This is a genomic window from Arthrobacter sp. StoSoilB13 (assembly GCF_019977255.1).
Classification (GTDB): domain Bacteria; phylum Actinomycetota; class Actinomycetes; order Actinomycetales; family Micrococcaceae; genus Arthrobacter.
This window is the reverse complement of the sequence record NZ_AP024647.1, coordinates 1,874,085-1,890,411: the sequence shown is the minus strand read 5'-3', so window position 1 is coordinate 1,890,411 and position 16,327 is coordinate 1,874,085. Positions and strand designations below refer to the sequence as shown.

Sequence of the window (16,327 nt, the reverse complement as noted above, 5' to 3'; positions counted from 1 at the left end):
TGCAAGAAGTTGAGTGGCTGCTTCAAGACGCGACTCGATGGCAAAACCGACTAACCACAGAGTCCTCGGCTCAGCGTGTAGCTGTGGTTTCGGAGAAGAAAGCAGCTCCCGCCAAGAAGCAGGCTGCAGCCATCGCTAAGGCGGAGGAGTTTGATCGCGCCAAGTTCCCGCCGATGGAAGCACTTCCGGCGAACCACCGAGTCGCCGACATCACAGTAGCTTCAATTCTGGACCCCTTTTCACAAACCGCATTTTCCTTTGAGTGGAACAACATCGCGGTGGAACCAAAAACGTGGAAGGCCCAGCTCGAAGAGACTAGACCGGACCTCCTGTTCGTTGAATCAGCCTGGCAAGGAAACAACAGTGCATGGTTGTACCAGCTGACAGGTAGCCTTGCTCCGCGTGCCGAGATCAGTGAGCTCGTTGCTTGGTGCAAGGAGCAGGGCATACCGACGGTCTTCTGGAACAAAGAAGATCCTCCCCACTTTGATGACTTTCTCAAGAGCGCAAAGCTCTTTGATGTTGTTTTCACGTCGGACGTCAATTGTGTACCAAGGTACGTTGAGGCTCTCGGCCATGAGCGCATCCACGTTCTGCCCTTCGCTGCCCAGCCGCGAATGCACAACCCCGCCAGGCCACACAAGATCAAGCGGGATCGAGCCATAGCTTTCGGCGGTATGTACTTCCGGCACAAATACCCGGAGCGTCGGCAGCAGATGGATTACCTGCTGCCTGCTGCACAGCAATTTGGCTTGGATATTTTTTCGCGTCAGCTGGGTAATGACGCCAACTACCAGTTCCCCGAACCGTTTGAAAAGAATGTGGTGGGCTCCCTTCCTTACGAGGAAATGGTGACGGCTTACCACGCTTACAAAGTGTTCCTCAACGTGAACTCGGTGATTGATTCGCCAAGCATGTGCGCCCGCCGGATCTTCGAAATTACTGCCTGCGGTGCCTCCGTGGTCAGTCCTCCGAGCCCCGCCATTGAGCGGTTCTTCCCCGACCAGTCGATCCTGACAGCGGCTGACGAGAAGGAAACCTACGCGCATTTGAGGGCTCTGATGCGCAGCGAGTCTTATCGACAGCGGCTCGTCCACCGTGCGCAGCGCGAGATCTGGAAGAACCACACGTACGCCTCGCGAGTTGATCAGATCCTAGGTAGCGTCAATCTGCCGGTCCCCGCCCGGGATCGGTCCGTGTCCATCATGGCGCCCACATATCGGCCTCATGCCATCGACTCGATTCTGGAAAATGCGGCACGGCAAGTAGATCTGGAAAAGGAACTGGTAATTCTGACTCACGGCTTTGACGTCAATGCCGCCGAGGTGAAAGCGAAGGCCGCCGATTTAGGCTTGGACAATATCAGTATCATCTCCGCCGCCAAGACGGTCACTTTGGGAGAGTGCCTTAACCTGTTGGTAGATGCTGCCGAAGGCGACATTCTTACCAAGATGGATGACGACGACTTCTACGGCGAAAACTATCTCCCTGACCTTGTGCACGCTCTGAACTTTTCGCAGGCAGACCTGGTGGGCAAAGCCGCGACGTACTTCTACTTCGAGAGCAAGGACGCCACAATCCTGTCCTACGGTGCCCATGAGCACAGGTACACGGACTTTGTTCGCGGTGCTACGCTCACAGCGCCAGCCGAGGTATTTCGTGAGCACCGCTTTGAAGCACTAGGCCGTTCCGAGGATTCAACCTTTCTCAAGAGCGTCAAGGGTGCTGGTGGCCCGGATCTATGCTGCGGACCGCTTCAACTATTTTGTGCGCCGCTCAGCAGACGTCAGCAGCCACACTTGGCAGGTCGCCGACGACGAACTATTTGCTACGGGCGACGCCGAGGTCTTCGGCGATCCCATTGCCCACGTTTCGGTTTAGGGGAGCGCACAATGAATCTCGGAACGTTTAAAAGGCTCCTTCGCCGACGGATGACGCAGCTGCATATGGCTTTGTTGGCCCTGGCGCTATTCGGAATACTTATTTGGGTCCTGAGCTCGGATCAACGCTGGCTTGCCGTGCCCTTTGCAGCTGTGGCAAGCGCTGTACTCCTGCTTGGAACCCAGCTGCAGTTTTCAGTGGATACGACTCAGACACTGAAAAACAATGGCCAAAAGCGCCACGCAGCACTGGTAGCCGTCACTCAACAACTCGAATCCACGACCGTCCGCCACGCGGATTCGATCGATCGCCAACTTAAGACAGTCTTGCAAGATCTAGCCAAGGTCACAGACGGAAAGCAACTCAAAGCGGTTCGCCAGGAACTGGCGGAGCTTGCATCGCAAGGGCAGGAGCTCTCCGACCAACAGCGCTTCCGGTTTGCTGAGATCATTGATCTTTACCAAGATCACGTAGATCGCCAACAGGCCTTGGAATTGCGACTGCGTCGCCTCGTCGATGAGGGAGTTGAATCACGGGTTTCCACTGCCACAGGAAACAAGACTTCCGAGGCAGCAGCCGCAGCATCGTCTTCACAGGTTCTCTCCCTGGGCGCCTTGGTCGAATCCCTTTGGCCTTCCGTGCAGAATCACATCTGGATGCGTGACCTGTATTCACGCTCAGACTCGATTGCGCCAAGAGGGTTCCTCGCATCGCCTGAAAACATGAAGGCCGGGGCCTTTCTTGCGGGAACAGAATCTGTTCTGGTCGACTGGGGCATTGACAGTCTGACGTTCCATTTGGCTGAAGAACGTGCCCGCCTCGGCATGCTAACCGTCGCCGTGGAAATGGATGATCGTTTGGCCGACATCGCCGCCCAAGCGTTGGGCGCAAATCTCAAAACAATCTCCACCGGCTCGCTGGCAGCCAACGAGCTTGGATATGAGCTTGGCGCGTTGATCACTGAGCCAGCTGGCCTGCTGGTCAACCGTCACTTGGATGAAAGCGAGCTTGCCAGGCTCGCGGCAGTGCTGAACGATCTGCACCTGGTTGAGAACGTGTACTTGTATTCCGCCCCCATTGGAGACGGAGGATCAACGGTGGACGTCCTTGCCAACGCTGGATTCAGCCGCTCTCAGATATCGGGAGAGAGCACCATCGACAGGGCTGGCCTTGAGCTCTGGCAGAGGGCCAGCTGATGTCCATGGCCACGGATCCACTTCACATAAAGATCCAGAAACCCAAGGCCAAGGGATCTAGGGTTAACTTCTCTTTTACCGCTTCACGCAATCCCGAACTGCAATCCCGCAACAGGTGGTATATCGATTACCAGGGCATTGATGTATCGCATGTTTCCAGCGACATGTTTACGTTGGTATTCCTGGCTTGGCAGCTTCCAGTATTCCTCCAGTCCCGTGCGCAGAAGATCAAGATCTCGGCCGACTTTGCGGTGTCCGAGGATATTTGGCTGTTCGTTCAACGGCTGATGAAGAACAAAGGAATGTCACTTCAGCGCGTTCGGTTTGAGGGGCTCGTCAGCCGTTCACCGGAAGCAACAGACGGGACGCCAGAATACGCCTATCGCCAAAAGCGTACGCTTTGTGTCGTCCCGGATGGCGTGCCTCATGGTGTGGTTCGTGAAGTATTGACGCAGTTCATGGACGTGAAGGAACTTTCATTCCGCTCTCTGGAGGTACTCTTCGCTGCGAATGCAGAGACCGAAGCGCCCGGACAGTCCAGGCTTTCATCCAGTCTCAGGATCAGCTCCGACTTCGGTGTGACTCTCCGGCGAATCGCACTCGGCGCTGCTCCCCGGGCTTTCAGCGCCTATGTTCTCGCCGCGGTGCCCGGTTTGATCGGCGGTGGGTTCACGCGCTTTGCCACTTTCCTTGGAGGCAATCGATTCTGGCAGCACACAGTTGACTCAAGTTCAGTCGGAAATAGCGGACAACGCACGGAGAACTTCCAAGCGCTCTCCGACTTCCTTGCCACGGCAGTCAGTTATCCCGTGCAGTTTGCCAACGCAGGCAGGTCGCTCTCCGGCTTCGGAGCTGTGCGCGCACTCAACCGCCTCGCACCAGCGTGGACCGTTGATTACGAAGCTGCCATCTCATCGTCCGAGAAATGGTCGACACGCCCCACCGGCGTTCTTGCATTTGTTGCAGCGTGCCTGGACCGTGACGGAACGTTGAATGAGCATGTGAAGACTCTGTTCCAAGACAGTTCGGCTTATGCCAATATCCGCGCCGTGGCGGAAGCAAATTCGAAGGTGGGCTGGGACTCGAACCTTTTATGGGAATCGCGGCTCGGAATCCCCGATTTCGAGCAAATGGAGCTGCACGAACTATGCCATAAACTGATCAGTCAGTCTACAGAGGAAACCGCCAGCAACGACTCCATGAAGGGCACCCTTGCTCCATTCGGTAAGCAAGGTTATCCGGACCTTTGGAACCTCCGGAAACCTGCGCCCGGAGAGTACAGGAATGGGTTTGAGGAATGCATAGCCGCTGTACTCGAAGGCGTGATTGAGACCTCTGAATGGCGAGGCCACTATCCTCTGCGCACCGAGGCTGTGAAGTTCACGGACATCGTGGAATTGCCGCGTCCTTGGCCTATGTCGTTCCGGCAGGTGCCAGTTGGCTAAGGTACTGACGCTGGTGACCTACCAGGCAGCCTGGGGCGGGTTGCATGAAAATGTCGCTTATGCAGTCCGCGCTTTGATCCGGGCAGGCCACTCCGTCGATGTAGCCTGCCCACCATCCCGGCTCAAGGATCACCTTCTTGTTCTGGGTGCTGGCGTTATTGATCTCCTGCCTTCAGCAACATCCGAGGAGTTGGAACCGCTACTAAGCAGTCGGCGGTACGATCTGATCCATGCGCACCCGTTCCGCTCCCGCGAGATCGGCCTCCAGTTGGCTGCTGCCTGGAAGACTCCATTCATGGCCACCTTCCACGGCTCATATCTGGATGCTGTGTCCACATGGCACGAACGAGCTGCCGTGATCGCTGCTGTATCGCCAGCTGTTGCCGAAAACCTTGTGGCAAATGGTGGCGTGCCAGCTCACAAGATCGTCCTGATCCGCAATGGGGTGGAAGACGAGCTCTTCGACAGGCCAATCAGGCCAGTTCTTGATCGCGTTAGGGGAGGCCCGAGTCGACATAGTCGTGCTTGCCCGTATGGACCGAGACAAACAGTCACTGGTCGAAAGCGTCGTGCCCACCGCGAAGATGCTCGCAGAACAATTTCCTGAGCTGCAATGGCGATTGAGGATTGCGGGTTCCGGCGGTGCTGTGGGGGACTTCCGGGAACACCTCAGCAAAAGATTATCCGCCTTGTCCAACATTTCAATCGACTGGATGGGTTGGGTCAATTCCCACGAAACCAGCAGGATTCTAAGCGGTGCCGTGTTGGCATTCGCTTCTGGCCGCGGGGCTGCACAGGCTCTTGCGTTAGGTACGCCTGTAGTCGCTGCCGGTTCTCAAGGAGTAGTGGGGCCTGCAGGAAGGCGAGACTCTGCAACGGGGATATTGGGGCAACTTTGGCGGACAAAAGCCTGCGGTTCCGATCGACAACTTGGACATTGCAAATCGCGTCACCCAATTGGTGCACGACCCCGAGTCCTGGCAAGAAAAGATGTCGCGAGGAAGGCAATCAATCCGCGGCGGCGCTGCCCAGTCAGCAGTCGATGCGGCCTACCTGTCTGCGGTTCAGCTTGCCATGGAAGCCGCGGCTGGCTAGCTTGCAAAGAGGCTCGGTTTGAAACTCGTGAGCTGAATTGTTTGGGAACAGTATTTGGAGAATGGAAGAAATTTGCGCGAACAATACATCGATACTGCATCCAATGTAGTGACCCGATTCCGCACTATCGACGAATTTGTGGAGCGTGGAATTGCACCCAAGGGTATCATTTCAATTAATGAGTCCGGTATTCCAATTGACTTGCTCAACAGTGACATCGGTGCGGATACGACCGTGGTGTTCTTCCATGGAGCCATCGAACCGCACTATCGTGTTCCCGTGTTGACGGGCCAGGGTATCTCTAATGGCCTCAACGCCAACCGTGTTTTCGTATCAGATCCCAGCCTATACCTCTCATCGGATTTGGCGCTTGCTTGGTACGCCGGCAACCACAAACAGGATCTTCAGTCTCTGCTTTTGAGGGTCATTTCACATGTGGTGAGTTCGCATGGTGCTAAGAGAGTAATCTATTTTGGTGGTTCCGGTGGAGGTTTTGCCAGCCTCTATTACTCGTCGCAGACACCTGGCTCCGCGGCCGTGGTTTACAACCCACAGACGGACATAACCAAGTACCATTCCAGAGCGGTCCGTTCCTTCGCCCAAATTGCCTATGGTATCCCGGAGGACGAATACGATCCGCTGTCGTCAATCCGCAACCGTCCAGTGACGAATCTATGCCCCCTTTATGGGGAGCCCTTGGCCAACAAGGTCTATTACATGCAGAACAGTAATGATCAATACCACGTTAAACGGCACATGGAGCCATTTCTGGCCGCAGCATCAGGGGTGAATGACGTGGAAGTTCTCATGGATGCCTGGAGGGAAGGGCACACGCCGCCGCCAAAGGAACTGCTCTCCGAAACCCTTCGGCGATTCTGCGAATCGAGCACGTGGTGACATTAGTCCGAGTAGAGAACACCGCTGAAGACTTTCCGGCAACATCTTCGTTCGCCGACCTTGGGTCTTTCCTTTTAGCTGACCGGATTCCTGATGGGCAGCTGGAGATCAACCATCGAAGCCTGCCTATCGAGCTGCTAAATTTGCCGGCGGGTTCAGACACGACGTTCGTGTTCTTCCATGGAGCGGCCGAGAAAGACGTGCGGTTACCGTGGTTCGTTGGGAAGGGCATTTCGTCAGGACTACCCGTGAACCGGATCTTCATCTCTGATCCCAGCCTGAGGACGGCTGAGGAACTGCGCCTTTCCTGGTATGCGGGATCGGCTGCTCAGCCGGACCTCCAGGAGGCATTGGCAGATATTATTCGCCGAATCGTACGCGAGACGGGCGGATACAACCTCGTCTTCTTCGGCAGTTCCGGTGGCGGCTTTGCAACGCTTGCGGTATCGAGGTTCTTCCCATCCTCGCTCGCCTTGGCCGTGAATCCACAAACTTCACTCGGACGCTACTACAAGTCGGCTTCCAACCGATTCATGACGCACGGTTGGGGTATGACGGATCGTGAACTTACTGAGTTGCCAGGGACGGTAGCCCACGACCTCGTAAGGTCATATCAAGCGGGTTTCCGTCACACGGTTGCCTACGTACAGAACGCTCGTGATTGGTTCCACATCCAAAACCACCAGCTGCCTTTCCTTGAGGCGGTTGGAGCATCCGAGAACGTGTACATGCTCATGGACCGCTGGGGTCCAGCAACAGGTGATGGTCACACTCCGCCGCCCAAGGAGCTTTTGCGACAGTCCTTTGAATTGCTGGCGAATTGCCACGGCGACTGGTCCTCTGCACTTCTAGCGAGTGGATTTCAACAGGGAACGAGACCGCAAGATGTAAGTGCTCGGCTCCGTGAGACGGCGCCCTCCGAGAGCTAAACCTAAAGAAGGCTGGTCCTGCACGCTCAAGAGCGTGCAGGACCAGCCTTACTCGAGGCGCTTACGGTTACCCTCGATCTGAGTAAAAGGCGTCGTTCTTCGCGCCCGACCCATTTACAACATTGATCATGTAGTACTTGCCTATCCCCAGCGAGGTGCTGCCCAATTGGGCAGTAACTGACTCCAACCTAGGGTTCAAACCATGCTGGGTGCCGTAATTGGCATTGTAATTGGTTGCCGTGACTGTCTTTTCATAGGTCCGGCCACTCGTGTCCGTCCATTTGATGTTGACGCTCCCACCGCTGAGGTTGTGTCCAGTCACCAGCACGTCTCCATTCCCGTAGAAGATCGAGTCGGTGATTACCGGCGTCATGCTACCCAGCTTCATTCGTTCGACCATGGGAGCCCAGGTTCCCGTGCAGGTGTAGTAGGTGTCCCACATGAACGAGATCACTTTAACAGGCGCGTTCCCCATCTGCTGCAGTTGCTTGTCTATCCGCGCTTTGGTTGTTTGACCACGCAAGTTGCTGTCGCAGGGATTCTGGCTTGTAGCAGGGGCCATGCCTTCAAGATTGCCCCACAGTTCCGCCCCGGTACCATCAATTCCATTAGCGGCTGCTGCAAAGTAGTCGCGGTTGGGGGCAAGGTACTTATCGCCCCAAGTGCCGCTTCCCACAATTGATGCGGCGAATTGATCAACAGAGTTGCTTGCTTCATTGCCGAAATATGCACCCCCTTTGCCTGTTCCCATGCTGTCCTGAATGGCGATTGAGAAGCGGACCTTGCCGGCGGTCTTGGCAATCTTTTCGGCTCCGTTGAGAACCTGCGTCGTAGTGATCTTCGAACCACTACGACGCGAATCGAGGTAAGGGCTGACCACTGCTCCGCGGTCTGGGAGAATCCGCGCAATAGCATCGTTCTGCATTCGATATAGATTCAAGATCGGGTCAAAGGAAGAACCGTCAGTCACCGGCATTTCGAACGAGTGATAGAAACCGGCTAAGCCGGGCTCGTTGATTACGGCCTTCTGGTAGCGAAGGAAGCGGTCTGTGAACTGCGTGAGGGCCGGGAGGTATGATACATCTGGCAGCCAAGCCAAGTCCGTCCGACTGACTGGAATGGGCATGCCGGCGTAGTACTTCATTCCAAGCGATGTCGCAGCCTTTGCTACTGAAACATTGATCCCCAGTGTGCCCGCATATGGCGCCCCGCTTACAACCACGACGTCATAGACGCCATTGGAGGACGTGCAGCTGCTCCCCTGATTGGGAAGTACAAAAACGGTAAAGGGTTTTCCGTTGCTTGTCAGAGCGACATCCCTTGGGCAAACGCGAGATGACGCGCCCCAAAGACTCGCATCAGAATACGTGAAGTAGCGGTTTACCTTTACACCAGCGGATGCGGCCGCGGCACAGTTGACTCCGTTGATCTTGCAGTCCTCAGGAACAGTGTCGAGGGAAGCCGGTTTAAGTCTGGAGCCAAATGTGATAACCGTGTCGCCGCCCACTGCTTTAATATCCGTCAGCTTTTGAGTGTTTACAGCGTCACTTGAACTACCGAATATGAAATAGCCACTAATAGGGAAGACAGGGGGCGGCGCTGCGGCTTGGGCAGGGGAACCGTGAAGGAAACCTACTACTAAGACAAACGCTGCCAGGATGCTGGCTACGAGATGACGGGCGTTGGCAGTAGGGAGGAGGGACGTCTCGGACCTGAACTTTGCCACGGTGGATCCTTGGGCTCGTAGGGTGAGACCTTGGACCTATGCCAAAAGAATGGCGTGCGGGCACGCCAAACTCAATGACTTGACATCAACTTTCAAGCAGCCAAAAGCACTGTAATTTGTGCTAACGGTTCATGACAGACCTGTTGCAGGTACCGTCTTTACTAAACAGAAACAGTCACACCGAATTCGTCGATCCGCTGGCCGACGCCGAGGAGCTCGGCAATGGCGGCCACTGTACGTTCCGAGGCGCGACCGTCACCGTACGGGTTGACGGCGTTGGCCATGGCATCGAAATGATCGGCGTCGTTCAAGAGGCGGTCAACCTGGGAGACGATCCGTTCCTCATCGGTCCCGATGAGAGTAACAGTGCCGGCTTCAACGGCTTCAGGACGTTCCGTGTTTTCCCGCATCACCAGAACGGGCTTGCCGAGGCTGGGGGCTTCCTCTTGGACTCCACCGGAGTCGGTGAGGACGATGTGTGCCAGGGATAGCATTCGGGTGAACTCCCCGTAGGCCAACGGCTCCGTGACTACCACGTTCGGCTTTCCCTCGAGAGCGGGCAGGACCGCTTCCCTGACAACCGGGTTCTTGTGGGCGGGCAGGACGATGACGAGGTCCGGCTCGGCGTCCGCGATGCGGGCCAGCGCGCGGCCCACGCCGCGCATAGCGTCACCCTGGTTTTCGCGGCGGTGTGTGGTGACAAGGAGAATCTTGCGACCACTTGCTGCCAGTTCCTCGAGCTGCGGATCCGTGAAGGGAATCTGCTTGTCTACTGTGGTGAAGAGTGCGTCGATCACGGAATTGCCGGTAACGACGATGTCCTCGGCAGATACGCCTTCGGCAAGGAGGTTGGCCCGGCTGGTTGTAGTGGGCGCAAGATGCAGCGTCGTGATTTGGCTGGTGATCTTGCGGTTGGCTTCTTCGGGGAACGGCGACAGGAGATTGCCGCTACGGAGGCCTGCCTCAACATGCACTACGGGGATGCCGTGGTAAAAAGCGGCGATCGCTCCGGCCGTCGACGTGGTGGTGTCGCCTTGAACGATGACGGCGTCTGGCTTGTTTGCCGAGAAAAGCTTGTCGAGCCCGGTCATCGTGCGCGTCATGATGTCGGTGAGCGACTGACCGGGCTGGAGGATATCGAGATCGTGGTCGGGAGTGATACCGAAAAGGTCGTTGACCTGGTCGAGCATTTCCCGGTGCTGACCCGTTACAGTGACGATGCAGTCGAACTCTTCGGATTCGTGCAAGGCATGGACGATAGGCGCCATTTTGATTGCTTCGGGTCGGGTACCGAAAATGGGCATGATGCTGGGCACGTTTTTCCCCCAAGAGAGCGATCTTGCGACAGACAGAGACTTCAACATCCTATCGGAGCTCGCCGCTGAGCAAGAATCGAGGCTTATGCGGCCCCGGGATGAACTAGCCCGCTAACAGCAGGACTGCCAGCAACGCCGGTACGGCCACAACGACCAGAACGACAAGAACCAGCGCCACGCGACGCTTGAACTGCTGCTGCTCGGAGCTCTTGGTGGGGACTATGGGAATTGGGGCTGACGAAGGCCGCGGGTGGTCGGTTATGGGCGCAGATGACGTCCGCGCGGGGACCGACGGGAGACTGTGGCGCAAGCGGCGGCGCCTGTAGTGACGGCCCGCTGGAAGCGGGCCGACGGGTGTTGGACTCACCTTGTGCACCTTCCATGGACGGTCGCTCGGCGACGTGTTTTCTGACAGTTCTTCCCTCTACCTTAGTGAGGAGAACACTCCGGCTGCATCCACACGTCGATGAGCCCACCTGTTTCGACGACGAATCGGTCCAGCCATGCTCCGGCTGAAAGGTCGGGTTGGGAACCGACCATTTGGATCTCAGCAGACGTGCATTGCCGCATCAAAGTACCTGCCCGCATGAGGTGGTAGTCGGACGTAACCACGGTGACGGACTTCCATCCGTTCTGGGCGATCAGCTCCGCAAGGCCCTTGGCTTCGCCTCGCGTATTTAGCGGTGAGGGCCGGAAACAAATCAGGTCAGGTGCGTCGTCTTCATGGCACAAAGCGTCGCCCTCCACGTTGCCGGACAGGCCGGTCGTGGAGACCACCAAAATGGGGATGTCCAGGCTTTCCTGGAGTTCCTGGGCCACGGGAAGTCGTTCCTTACTTAACCCGCCCAAAACGACGATGGCGTCGGTCCGATGAGGCACTGCTCTCGGAGGGCTGTAAAAGAACTGAAAAGCGGCAATCAGCCACAGCAGCGCGATCGTCACGACCGACACTGCAGCCCAGAGCGCGGCGCGCGTGACGGAGGCGGTTTTGAGGGGCACGGGGACAGTCTATGGTCCTCAAATGTGCGTTCCGTACGTGGCGCCTGCCACCCGGGCAGTTACCGCGTATCAACGTCCTCGAACACCAGGAAAGTCTGGGTATCCAGCACTCCCTCCATGGACTGCAATTGGTCGAAGATCACACGGCGGAGGTGGATGTTGTCTGTGGCGCGGACCAGCAGGATGACGTCAAAGTCGCCGCCCACCAGCGCAATGTGGTGAACCTCGGGGATCGCCCGCAAGAGCTCCTTGAGTTCCCGCCAGGAATGCTGCTGGACCTTGAGGGTGACGTAGGCGGAAGACCGTAGGGCCGGCTTTGATCGGGTCCACCAATGCCGTGAACTTGGTCAAGACCCCCTCGCCGGTAAGCCGGGCAATGCGGGAGTAGGCATGTGCCCGGCTGATGTGCACGTTCTCGGCCACTTGCGTAATGGACATCCGGCCGTCAGTTGTGAGCTCACGGATGATGTCCCGGTCAACATCATCCAGGGGCACGGCAGTCTGCTCCGCCTCGGTCTCGCTCACGTGGTCTCCAATTCGTCTACAGGACTGGCTCGTTACCCAGCTCACATTTGCAATTCGTCTTTCAGAATAGCCACTTCCTGCATGCTCTTCCATGATTTGAACGAAAGCTGGATACGAAACCTCCGTCCGGAACATACTGGAAGCACATAGTGGCTAGAGAAGGACGGACCAATGACGATCCACGCAGACCACACTGCGCCGGAAACGGCAGTAGAGGACCAAGCTGCTGACGTCCAGAGAAAATTCGGCATCAGCGTAGAGGACTACATGCTGCCCGCCCGGCACCAGATCCAAATGGTGAATCCGGATGGAACCCTCCGCTCCCACGAAGAGCAGGGCACCGAACCCGGCCACGAGTACCCCACGCCAAGCGATGCTGAACTCATGGCTGCCTACGAGCAGCTCGTCGTCGGACGTCGTGTCAACGATCAGAACTCTGCGCTCGTCCGGCAGGGCCGCATGGCTGTCTATCCGTCAAGCCATGGACAGGAAGCCTGCCAGGTGGCGGCTGCCATGTGCCTCAGCGAAGGTGACTGGCTCTTCCCGACGTATCGCGACGCCGTCGCAGTGATGACCCGTGGTGTGGATCCTGTCGAAGCGATGACGATCTTCCGCGGTGACTGGCACGGTGGCTATGACCCCAAGAAGCACCACGTCGGGATCCAGTGCACACCGCTGACCACACAGCTGCTGCACGCCGTCGGCGTCGCGCATGCCGCCAAACTCCGCGGTGAGGACACCGTGGTGATGGCAATGTGCGGCGATGGTGCCACGAGTGAGGGCGACTTCCACGAGGCCCTGAACTTTGCGGCAGTCTTCCACCTGCCGGTCATCTTCTTCGTGCAGAACAACAAATACGCGATTTCCGTTCCGCTCAGCCACCAGTCGGTGGCGCCGTCGCTGGCCCACAAGGCTGTCGGCTACGGAATGGCCGGTGAGCGGGTGGACGGCAACGACCTCGTCGCGCTCCTCGCCGTAATGGACCGGGCAGTGAAGCTGGCCCGCGAAGGCTCCGGACCTCTCCTGATCGAGGCGCACACCTACCGCATGCAGGCGCACACCAACGCCGACGATGCCACGCGCTACCGCCCCGACAGCGAGGTGGCTGAATGGCAAGCGAAGGATCCGCTGAGCCGAATGAAGTCCTATCTCACCCACAAGGGACTTCTGGACGACGCCGCCAATGAGCGCATTGCCGAACATGCAGAAGCCGTGGCAACCCAGTTGCGCGAAGGGCCTCGGCGAAGACGTCCCCGTGCAGCCGCTGGACCTCTTTAAGTACGTGTTCTCCAAGCCCACCCCACAGCTGAAAGAACAGTCTGAATTGCTGGCTGACGAACTCGCCCGCGCTGAAAGCGCCGAACACGGAACGGAGAGCGCAAAATGACCGTCACCACCAATGCCACCGGCACAACCACCGCCAACGTCAGCGCCGCCACCGCAAGCGCCGCCGCATCCGCTGCAGCTACCGCTGAAGCGAGCGGCCCTCAGTCCATCACCATGGCCAAGGCGCTCAACACAGCGATGGCCGATGCCATGCGTGCCGACTCCTCCGTGCTGGTCTTCGGCGAGGATGTCGGCATGCTGGGCGGTGTCTTCCGCATCACCGACGGCCTCATGGCCGAGTTCGGCGAGCAGCGCTGCTTCGACACCCCGCTGGCAGAATCCGGCATCGTCGGCATGGCTGTTGGAATGGCCATCAACGGCATGCGGCCCGTCATCGAGATGCAGTTTGATGCGTTCGCCTACCCGGCGTTCGAACAGATCGTCAGCCACGTCGCCAAGATGCACAACCGAACCAAGGGCAAGCTCAAGATGCCCCTGGTCATCCGCGTTCCGTATGCCGGCGGCATCGGGGGAGTGGAACACCACTGCGACTCCTCCGAGTCCTACTACGCCCACACCGCCGGCCTGAAGGTGTACACACCAGCCACCGTTGCGGACGGTTACCGCATGCTCCGCGAAGCCATCGACTCGGATGATCCCGTGATGTTCATGGAGCCCAAGAAGCTCTACTGGTCCAAGGACCAGGTGGACCTGGACGCCTTGCGCGCAGAGCACGACGCCGGCACCTCCACCGAGGGTCGCGCGGCTGTTGCTCGTCCCGGCACTGACGCGACCTTGATTGCTTACGGTCCCTCCGTTCCCACGGCGCTCGCAGCGGCGGCTGCTGCCGCCGAAGAGGGCCGTTCGCTCGAGGTCATTGACGTCCGGACTCTCGTTCCCTTCGACGACGAAACCGTCTGTGCGTCCGTGCGCAAGACGGGACGCGCCGTCGTGATCGCCGAGGCGCACGGCTTCGCCTCCGTGTCCTCCGAGATCGTGGCCCGCGTCCAGGAACGTGCGTTCCACTACCTCGCTGCACCAATTCGCCGTGTGACGGGCTTCGATGTTCCGTTTCCGTCTCCCAAGTTGGAGCACTACTACCTGCCAAGCGTCGACCGCATCCTCGACGCCGTCGACGACCTTCAATGGGAGGACTGACCGTGAGCTCAGATATGCAGGTATTCCGCCTGCCGGACCTGGGGGAGGGCCTTACCGAAGCCGAACTCGTGAACTGGCTCGTCGCAGTCGGGGACGAAATCAAGGTGGATCAGCCGATCGCCGAAGTCGAAACCGCCAAGTCCATGGTGGAAGTGCCCTCGCCTTATGCGGGCACCGTGGCGGAGCTTCACGGGGAGGCCGGCCAAACGCTCGACGTCGGCAAGCCCTTGATCTCGATCGCTCGTTCCGGCGCTGCTCCTGCGCCGGAGACTCCATCCTCTGCCGAAGATGCGGTCTCCACCGGGATCGTGGCCTCGCCCGAGGTTGATGCGGCCGCCGAGACGTATCGCACCGAGGAGAAAGCCGGTTCCGGCAACGTACTTATCGGATACGGCACTCCTGGTGGCGTGACTGGAGGCCGGACCCGTCCGCGGAAGGCGAGCCTCGCCGTCGTCGATCGCGAAACGGAGGCCCGGGCCGAAACGCCGGTTGCTTCCGAGCCGGCTGTCGCCGGAACACGCATCCCGGGCAAGCTCAGTGCCGTCATTTCGCCGCTTGTCAGGAAGATGGCCCGGGACCACGGTGTTTCCCTTGAAACTATCCAGGGCTCTGGTGCCAGTGGGCTGATCATGCGCCGGGATGTGGAAGCCGCGATTTCTACACCGGAAACGCCTGAGGCTCCTGCCGGGCCTGTTTCAGTGCCGGTTGCTGAAGGTGATCTGGACTCCCGTACCGGCCTGGCTGTGTCGGCCAGGACACCGGTCCGTGGAGTCCGCAAGGCAGTTGCCGCGAACATGGCTAAGAGCCGCACGGAGATCCCGGAGGCGACGGTCTGGGTGGACGTAGATGCCACAGCATTGCTTGAGATGCGGGCTGAACTGAAAAAGCGCGCTCCGCATGACACACCAGGCCTGCTGGCTTTCATCGCTCGATTTGTCACAGCTGGGTTAAAAAAGTACCCGGCCCTGAACACGCGCTTTGAAGTCCGGGAGGACGGCTCTCAAGAGATTGTCGGTTTCGACGGAATCAACCTCGGTTTCGCAGCACAGACGGATCGCGGTCTTGTGGTCCCGTCTGTCCGGAACGCGCACCAGTTGAGTGCCCGCGAGTTGGACGCCGAGATCCGGCGGCTGACCTCGGTGGCGAGGGAAGGCAAGGCCACGCCCACTGAGCTTGGCTCTGGCACCTTCACGCTGAACAACTACGGCGTGTTCGGAGTGGACGGTTCGGCCGCGATCATCAACTACCCAGAGGTTGCGATGCTCGGCGTGGGCCGCATTATCGACCGGCCCTGGGTGGTCAACGGTGAACTTGCCGTCCGCAAGGTTACCGAGTTGACCCTCGCCTTCGACCACCGCGTGTGCGACGGCGAGATAGCAGCTGGCTTCCTCCGATACGTCGCGGACGCCATCGAGAACCCGGGTGGGGCGCTCGCGGATATGTAGACGGATGGGGTCGGTGCCGATTGGCGCCGACCCCCTCTGGGATTGTCGCTAAGAGCCAAGCCCCTTTGTCAGTGCTGCGAATTGCTGGGCGGCTTCGTTGCGTTTGTAAGGCGGACTTCCGCGGTACAGGCCCCCGGTGAAGGTCGCCAATGAATTTCTCCGGCTCAAGCTCATGAACTTTTTCCAGAAGTCGTGCTCGTTCAGGCGCCTCGAGTAGGCCGGCAATATGCCTGCCAAAGAGTTCATTCATCGTTAAAGTCAGGTCGAAGTCGTTAGAAACCAATAGGTCAAACTCATTGTTGTAAATGTAGTCCTCATCGGATGGGCTCTCGGCAAGCCAGGTGAGCGCCGTCCCAATGTCTTCCGCATCCTTGGTCTTGTGCGTGCGC

At 58.3% G+C, this 16,327-nt stretch carries 11 protein-coding genes and 2 pseudogenes; 9 read left to right on the top strand and 4 right to left on the bottom strand.

Annotation, left to right across the window (positions count from 1 at the left end; all coding sequences use genetic code 11):
* The first annotated feature begins 83 nt into the window (after nucleotides 1-83).
* From LDP01_RS08855 to LDP01_RS08830, 6 genes are all read left to right on the top strand, one after another.
* Nucleotides 84-3,077: a glycosyltransferase family protein gene (locus tag LDP01_RS08855; protein WP_224088538.1), complete on the top strand. Its 2,994-nt coding sequence runs from the start codon at nucleotides 84-86 to the stop codon at nucleotides 3,075-3,077.
* Between the two features lie 5 nt (nucleotides 3,078-3,082).
* Nucleotides 3,083-4,522 carry a hypothetical protein gene (locus tag LDP01_RS08850; protein WP_224088536.1) on the top strand — a complete coding sequence of 480 codons (1,440 nt, stop codon included), beginning with the start codon at nucleotides 3,083-3,085 and terminating at the stop codon, nucleotides 4,520-4,522.
* Nucleotides 4,515-5,129 (top strand): glycosyltransferase, encoded by a 615-nt coding sequence (locus LDP01_RS08845; RefSeq protein WP_224088535.1) that lies wholly within the window; start codon nucleotides 4,515-4,517, stop codon nucleotides 5,127-5,129. The genes LDP01_RS08850 and LDP01_RS08845 overlap by 8 nt, the downstream gene beginning before the upstream one ends.
* A 323-nt stretch (nucleotides 5,130-5,452) precedes the next feature.
* Nucleotides 5,453-5,617, top strand: a complete 165-nt coding sequence (locus tag LDP01_RS08840; RefSeq protein WP_224088534.1) for a hypothetical protein — start codon at nucleotides 5,453-5,455, stop codon at nucleotides 5,615-5,617.
* 72 nt (nucleotides 5,618-5,689) lie between these two features.
* Nucleotides 5,690-6,514, top strand: coding sequence for a hypothetical protein (locus LDP01_RS08835; RefSeq protein ID WP_224088533.1), 825 nt, complete (start codon nucleotides 5,690-5,692; stop codon nucleotides 6,512-6,514).
* Entirely contained in the window at nucleotides 6,511-7,443 is a 933-nt protein-coding gene (locus tag LDP01_RS08830) for a hypothetical protein (RefSeq protein ID WP_224088532.1), read from the top strand. The genes LDP01_RS08835 and LDP01_RS08830 overlap by 4 nt, the downstream gene beginning before the upstream one ends.
* A 67-nt stretch (nucleotides 7,444-7,510) precedes the next feature.
* On the opposite strand, the gene LDP01_RS08825 is transcribed toward LDP01_RS08830, so the two are convergent.
* The 4 genes and pseudogenes from LDP01_RS08825 to LDP01_RS08810 all read right to left on the bottom strand — a co-directional run bounded on the left by LDP01_RS08825 (nucleotide 7,511) and on the right by LDP01_RS08810 (nucleotide 12,009).
* Complete coding sequence (locus tag LDP01_RS08825) at nucleotides 7,511-9,169, bottom strand: hypothetical protein (RefSeq protein WP_224088531.1); 1,659 nt, start codon at nucleotides 9,167-9,169, stop codon at nucleotides 7,511-7,513.
* A 161-nt stretch (nucleotides 9,170-9,330) separates the two neighbouring features.
* On the bottom strand, nucleotides 9,331-10,485 hold the full coding sequence (gene wecB, locus LDP01_RS08820) for a non-hydrolyzing UDP-N-acetylglucosamine 2-epimerase (RefSeq protein WP_224088530.1): 1,155 nt from the start codon (nucleotides 10,483-10,485) through the stop codon (nucleotides 9,331-9,333).
* A 429-nt stretch (nucleotides 10,486-10,914) separates the two neighbouring features.
* On the bottom strand, nucleotides 10,915-11,484 hold the full coding sequence (locus LDP01_RS08815) for a YdcF family protein (protein WP_224088529.1): 570 nt from the start codon (nucleotides 11,482-11,484) through the stop codon (nucleotides 10,915-10,917).
* A 59-nt stretch (nucleotides 11,485-11,543) separates the two neighbouring features.
* Nucleotides 11,544-12,009, bottom strand: a pseudogene (locus LDP01_RS08810) (Lrp/AsnC family transcriptional regulator).
* A gap of 171 nt (nucleotides 12,010-12,180) precedes the next feature.
* On the opposite strand from LDP01_RS08810, the pseudogene pdhA reads away from it, so the two are divergent.
* The 3 genes and pseudogenes from pdhA (at nucleotide 12,181) to LDP01_RS08795 (ending at nucleotide 15,938) form a co-directional block, all read left to right on the top strand.
* A pseudogene (gene pdhA, locus LDP01_RS08805) lies at nucleotides 12,181-13,396 on the top strand (pyruvate dehydrogenase (acetyl-transferring) E1 component subunit alpha).
* Nucleotides 13,393-14,493, top strand: coding sequence for an alpha-ketoacid dehydrogenase subunit beta (locus tag LDP01_RS08800; protein ID WP_224088528.1), 1,101 nt, complete (start codon nucleotides 13,393-13,395; stop codon nucleotides 14,491-14,493). The pseudogene pdhA and the gene LDP01_RS08800 overlap by 4 nt, the downstream one beginning before the upstream one ends.
* Nucleotides 14,481-15,938: a dihydrolipoamide acetyltransferase family protein gene (locus LDP01_RS08795; RefSeq protein WP_224088527.1), complete on the top strand. Its 1,458-nt coding sequence runs from the start codon at nucleotides 14,481-14,483 to the stop codon at nucleotides 15,936-15,938. Before LDP01_RS08800 ends, LDP01_RS08795 begins: the two co-directional genes overlap by 13 nt.
* Nucleotides 15,939-16,327 lie beyond the last annotated feature (389 nt).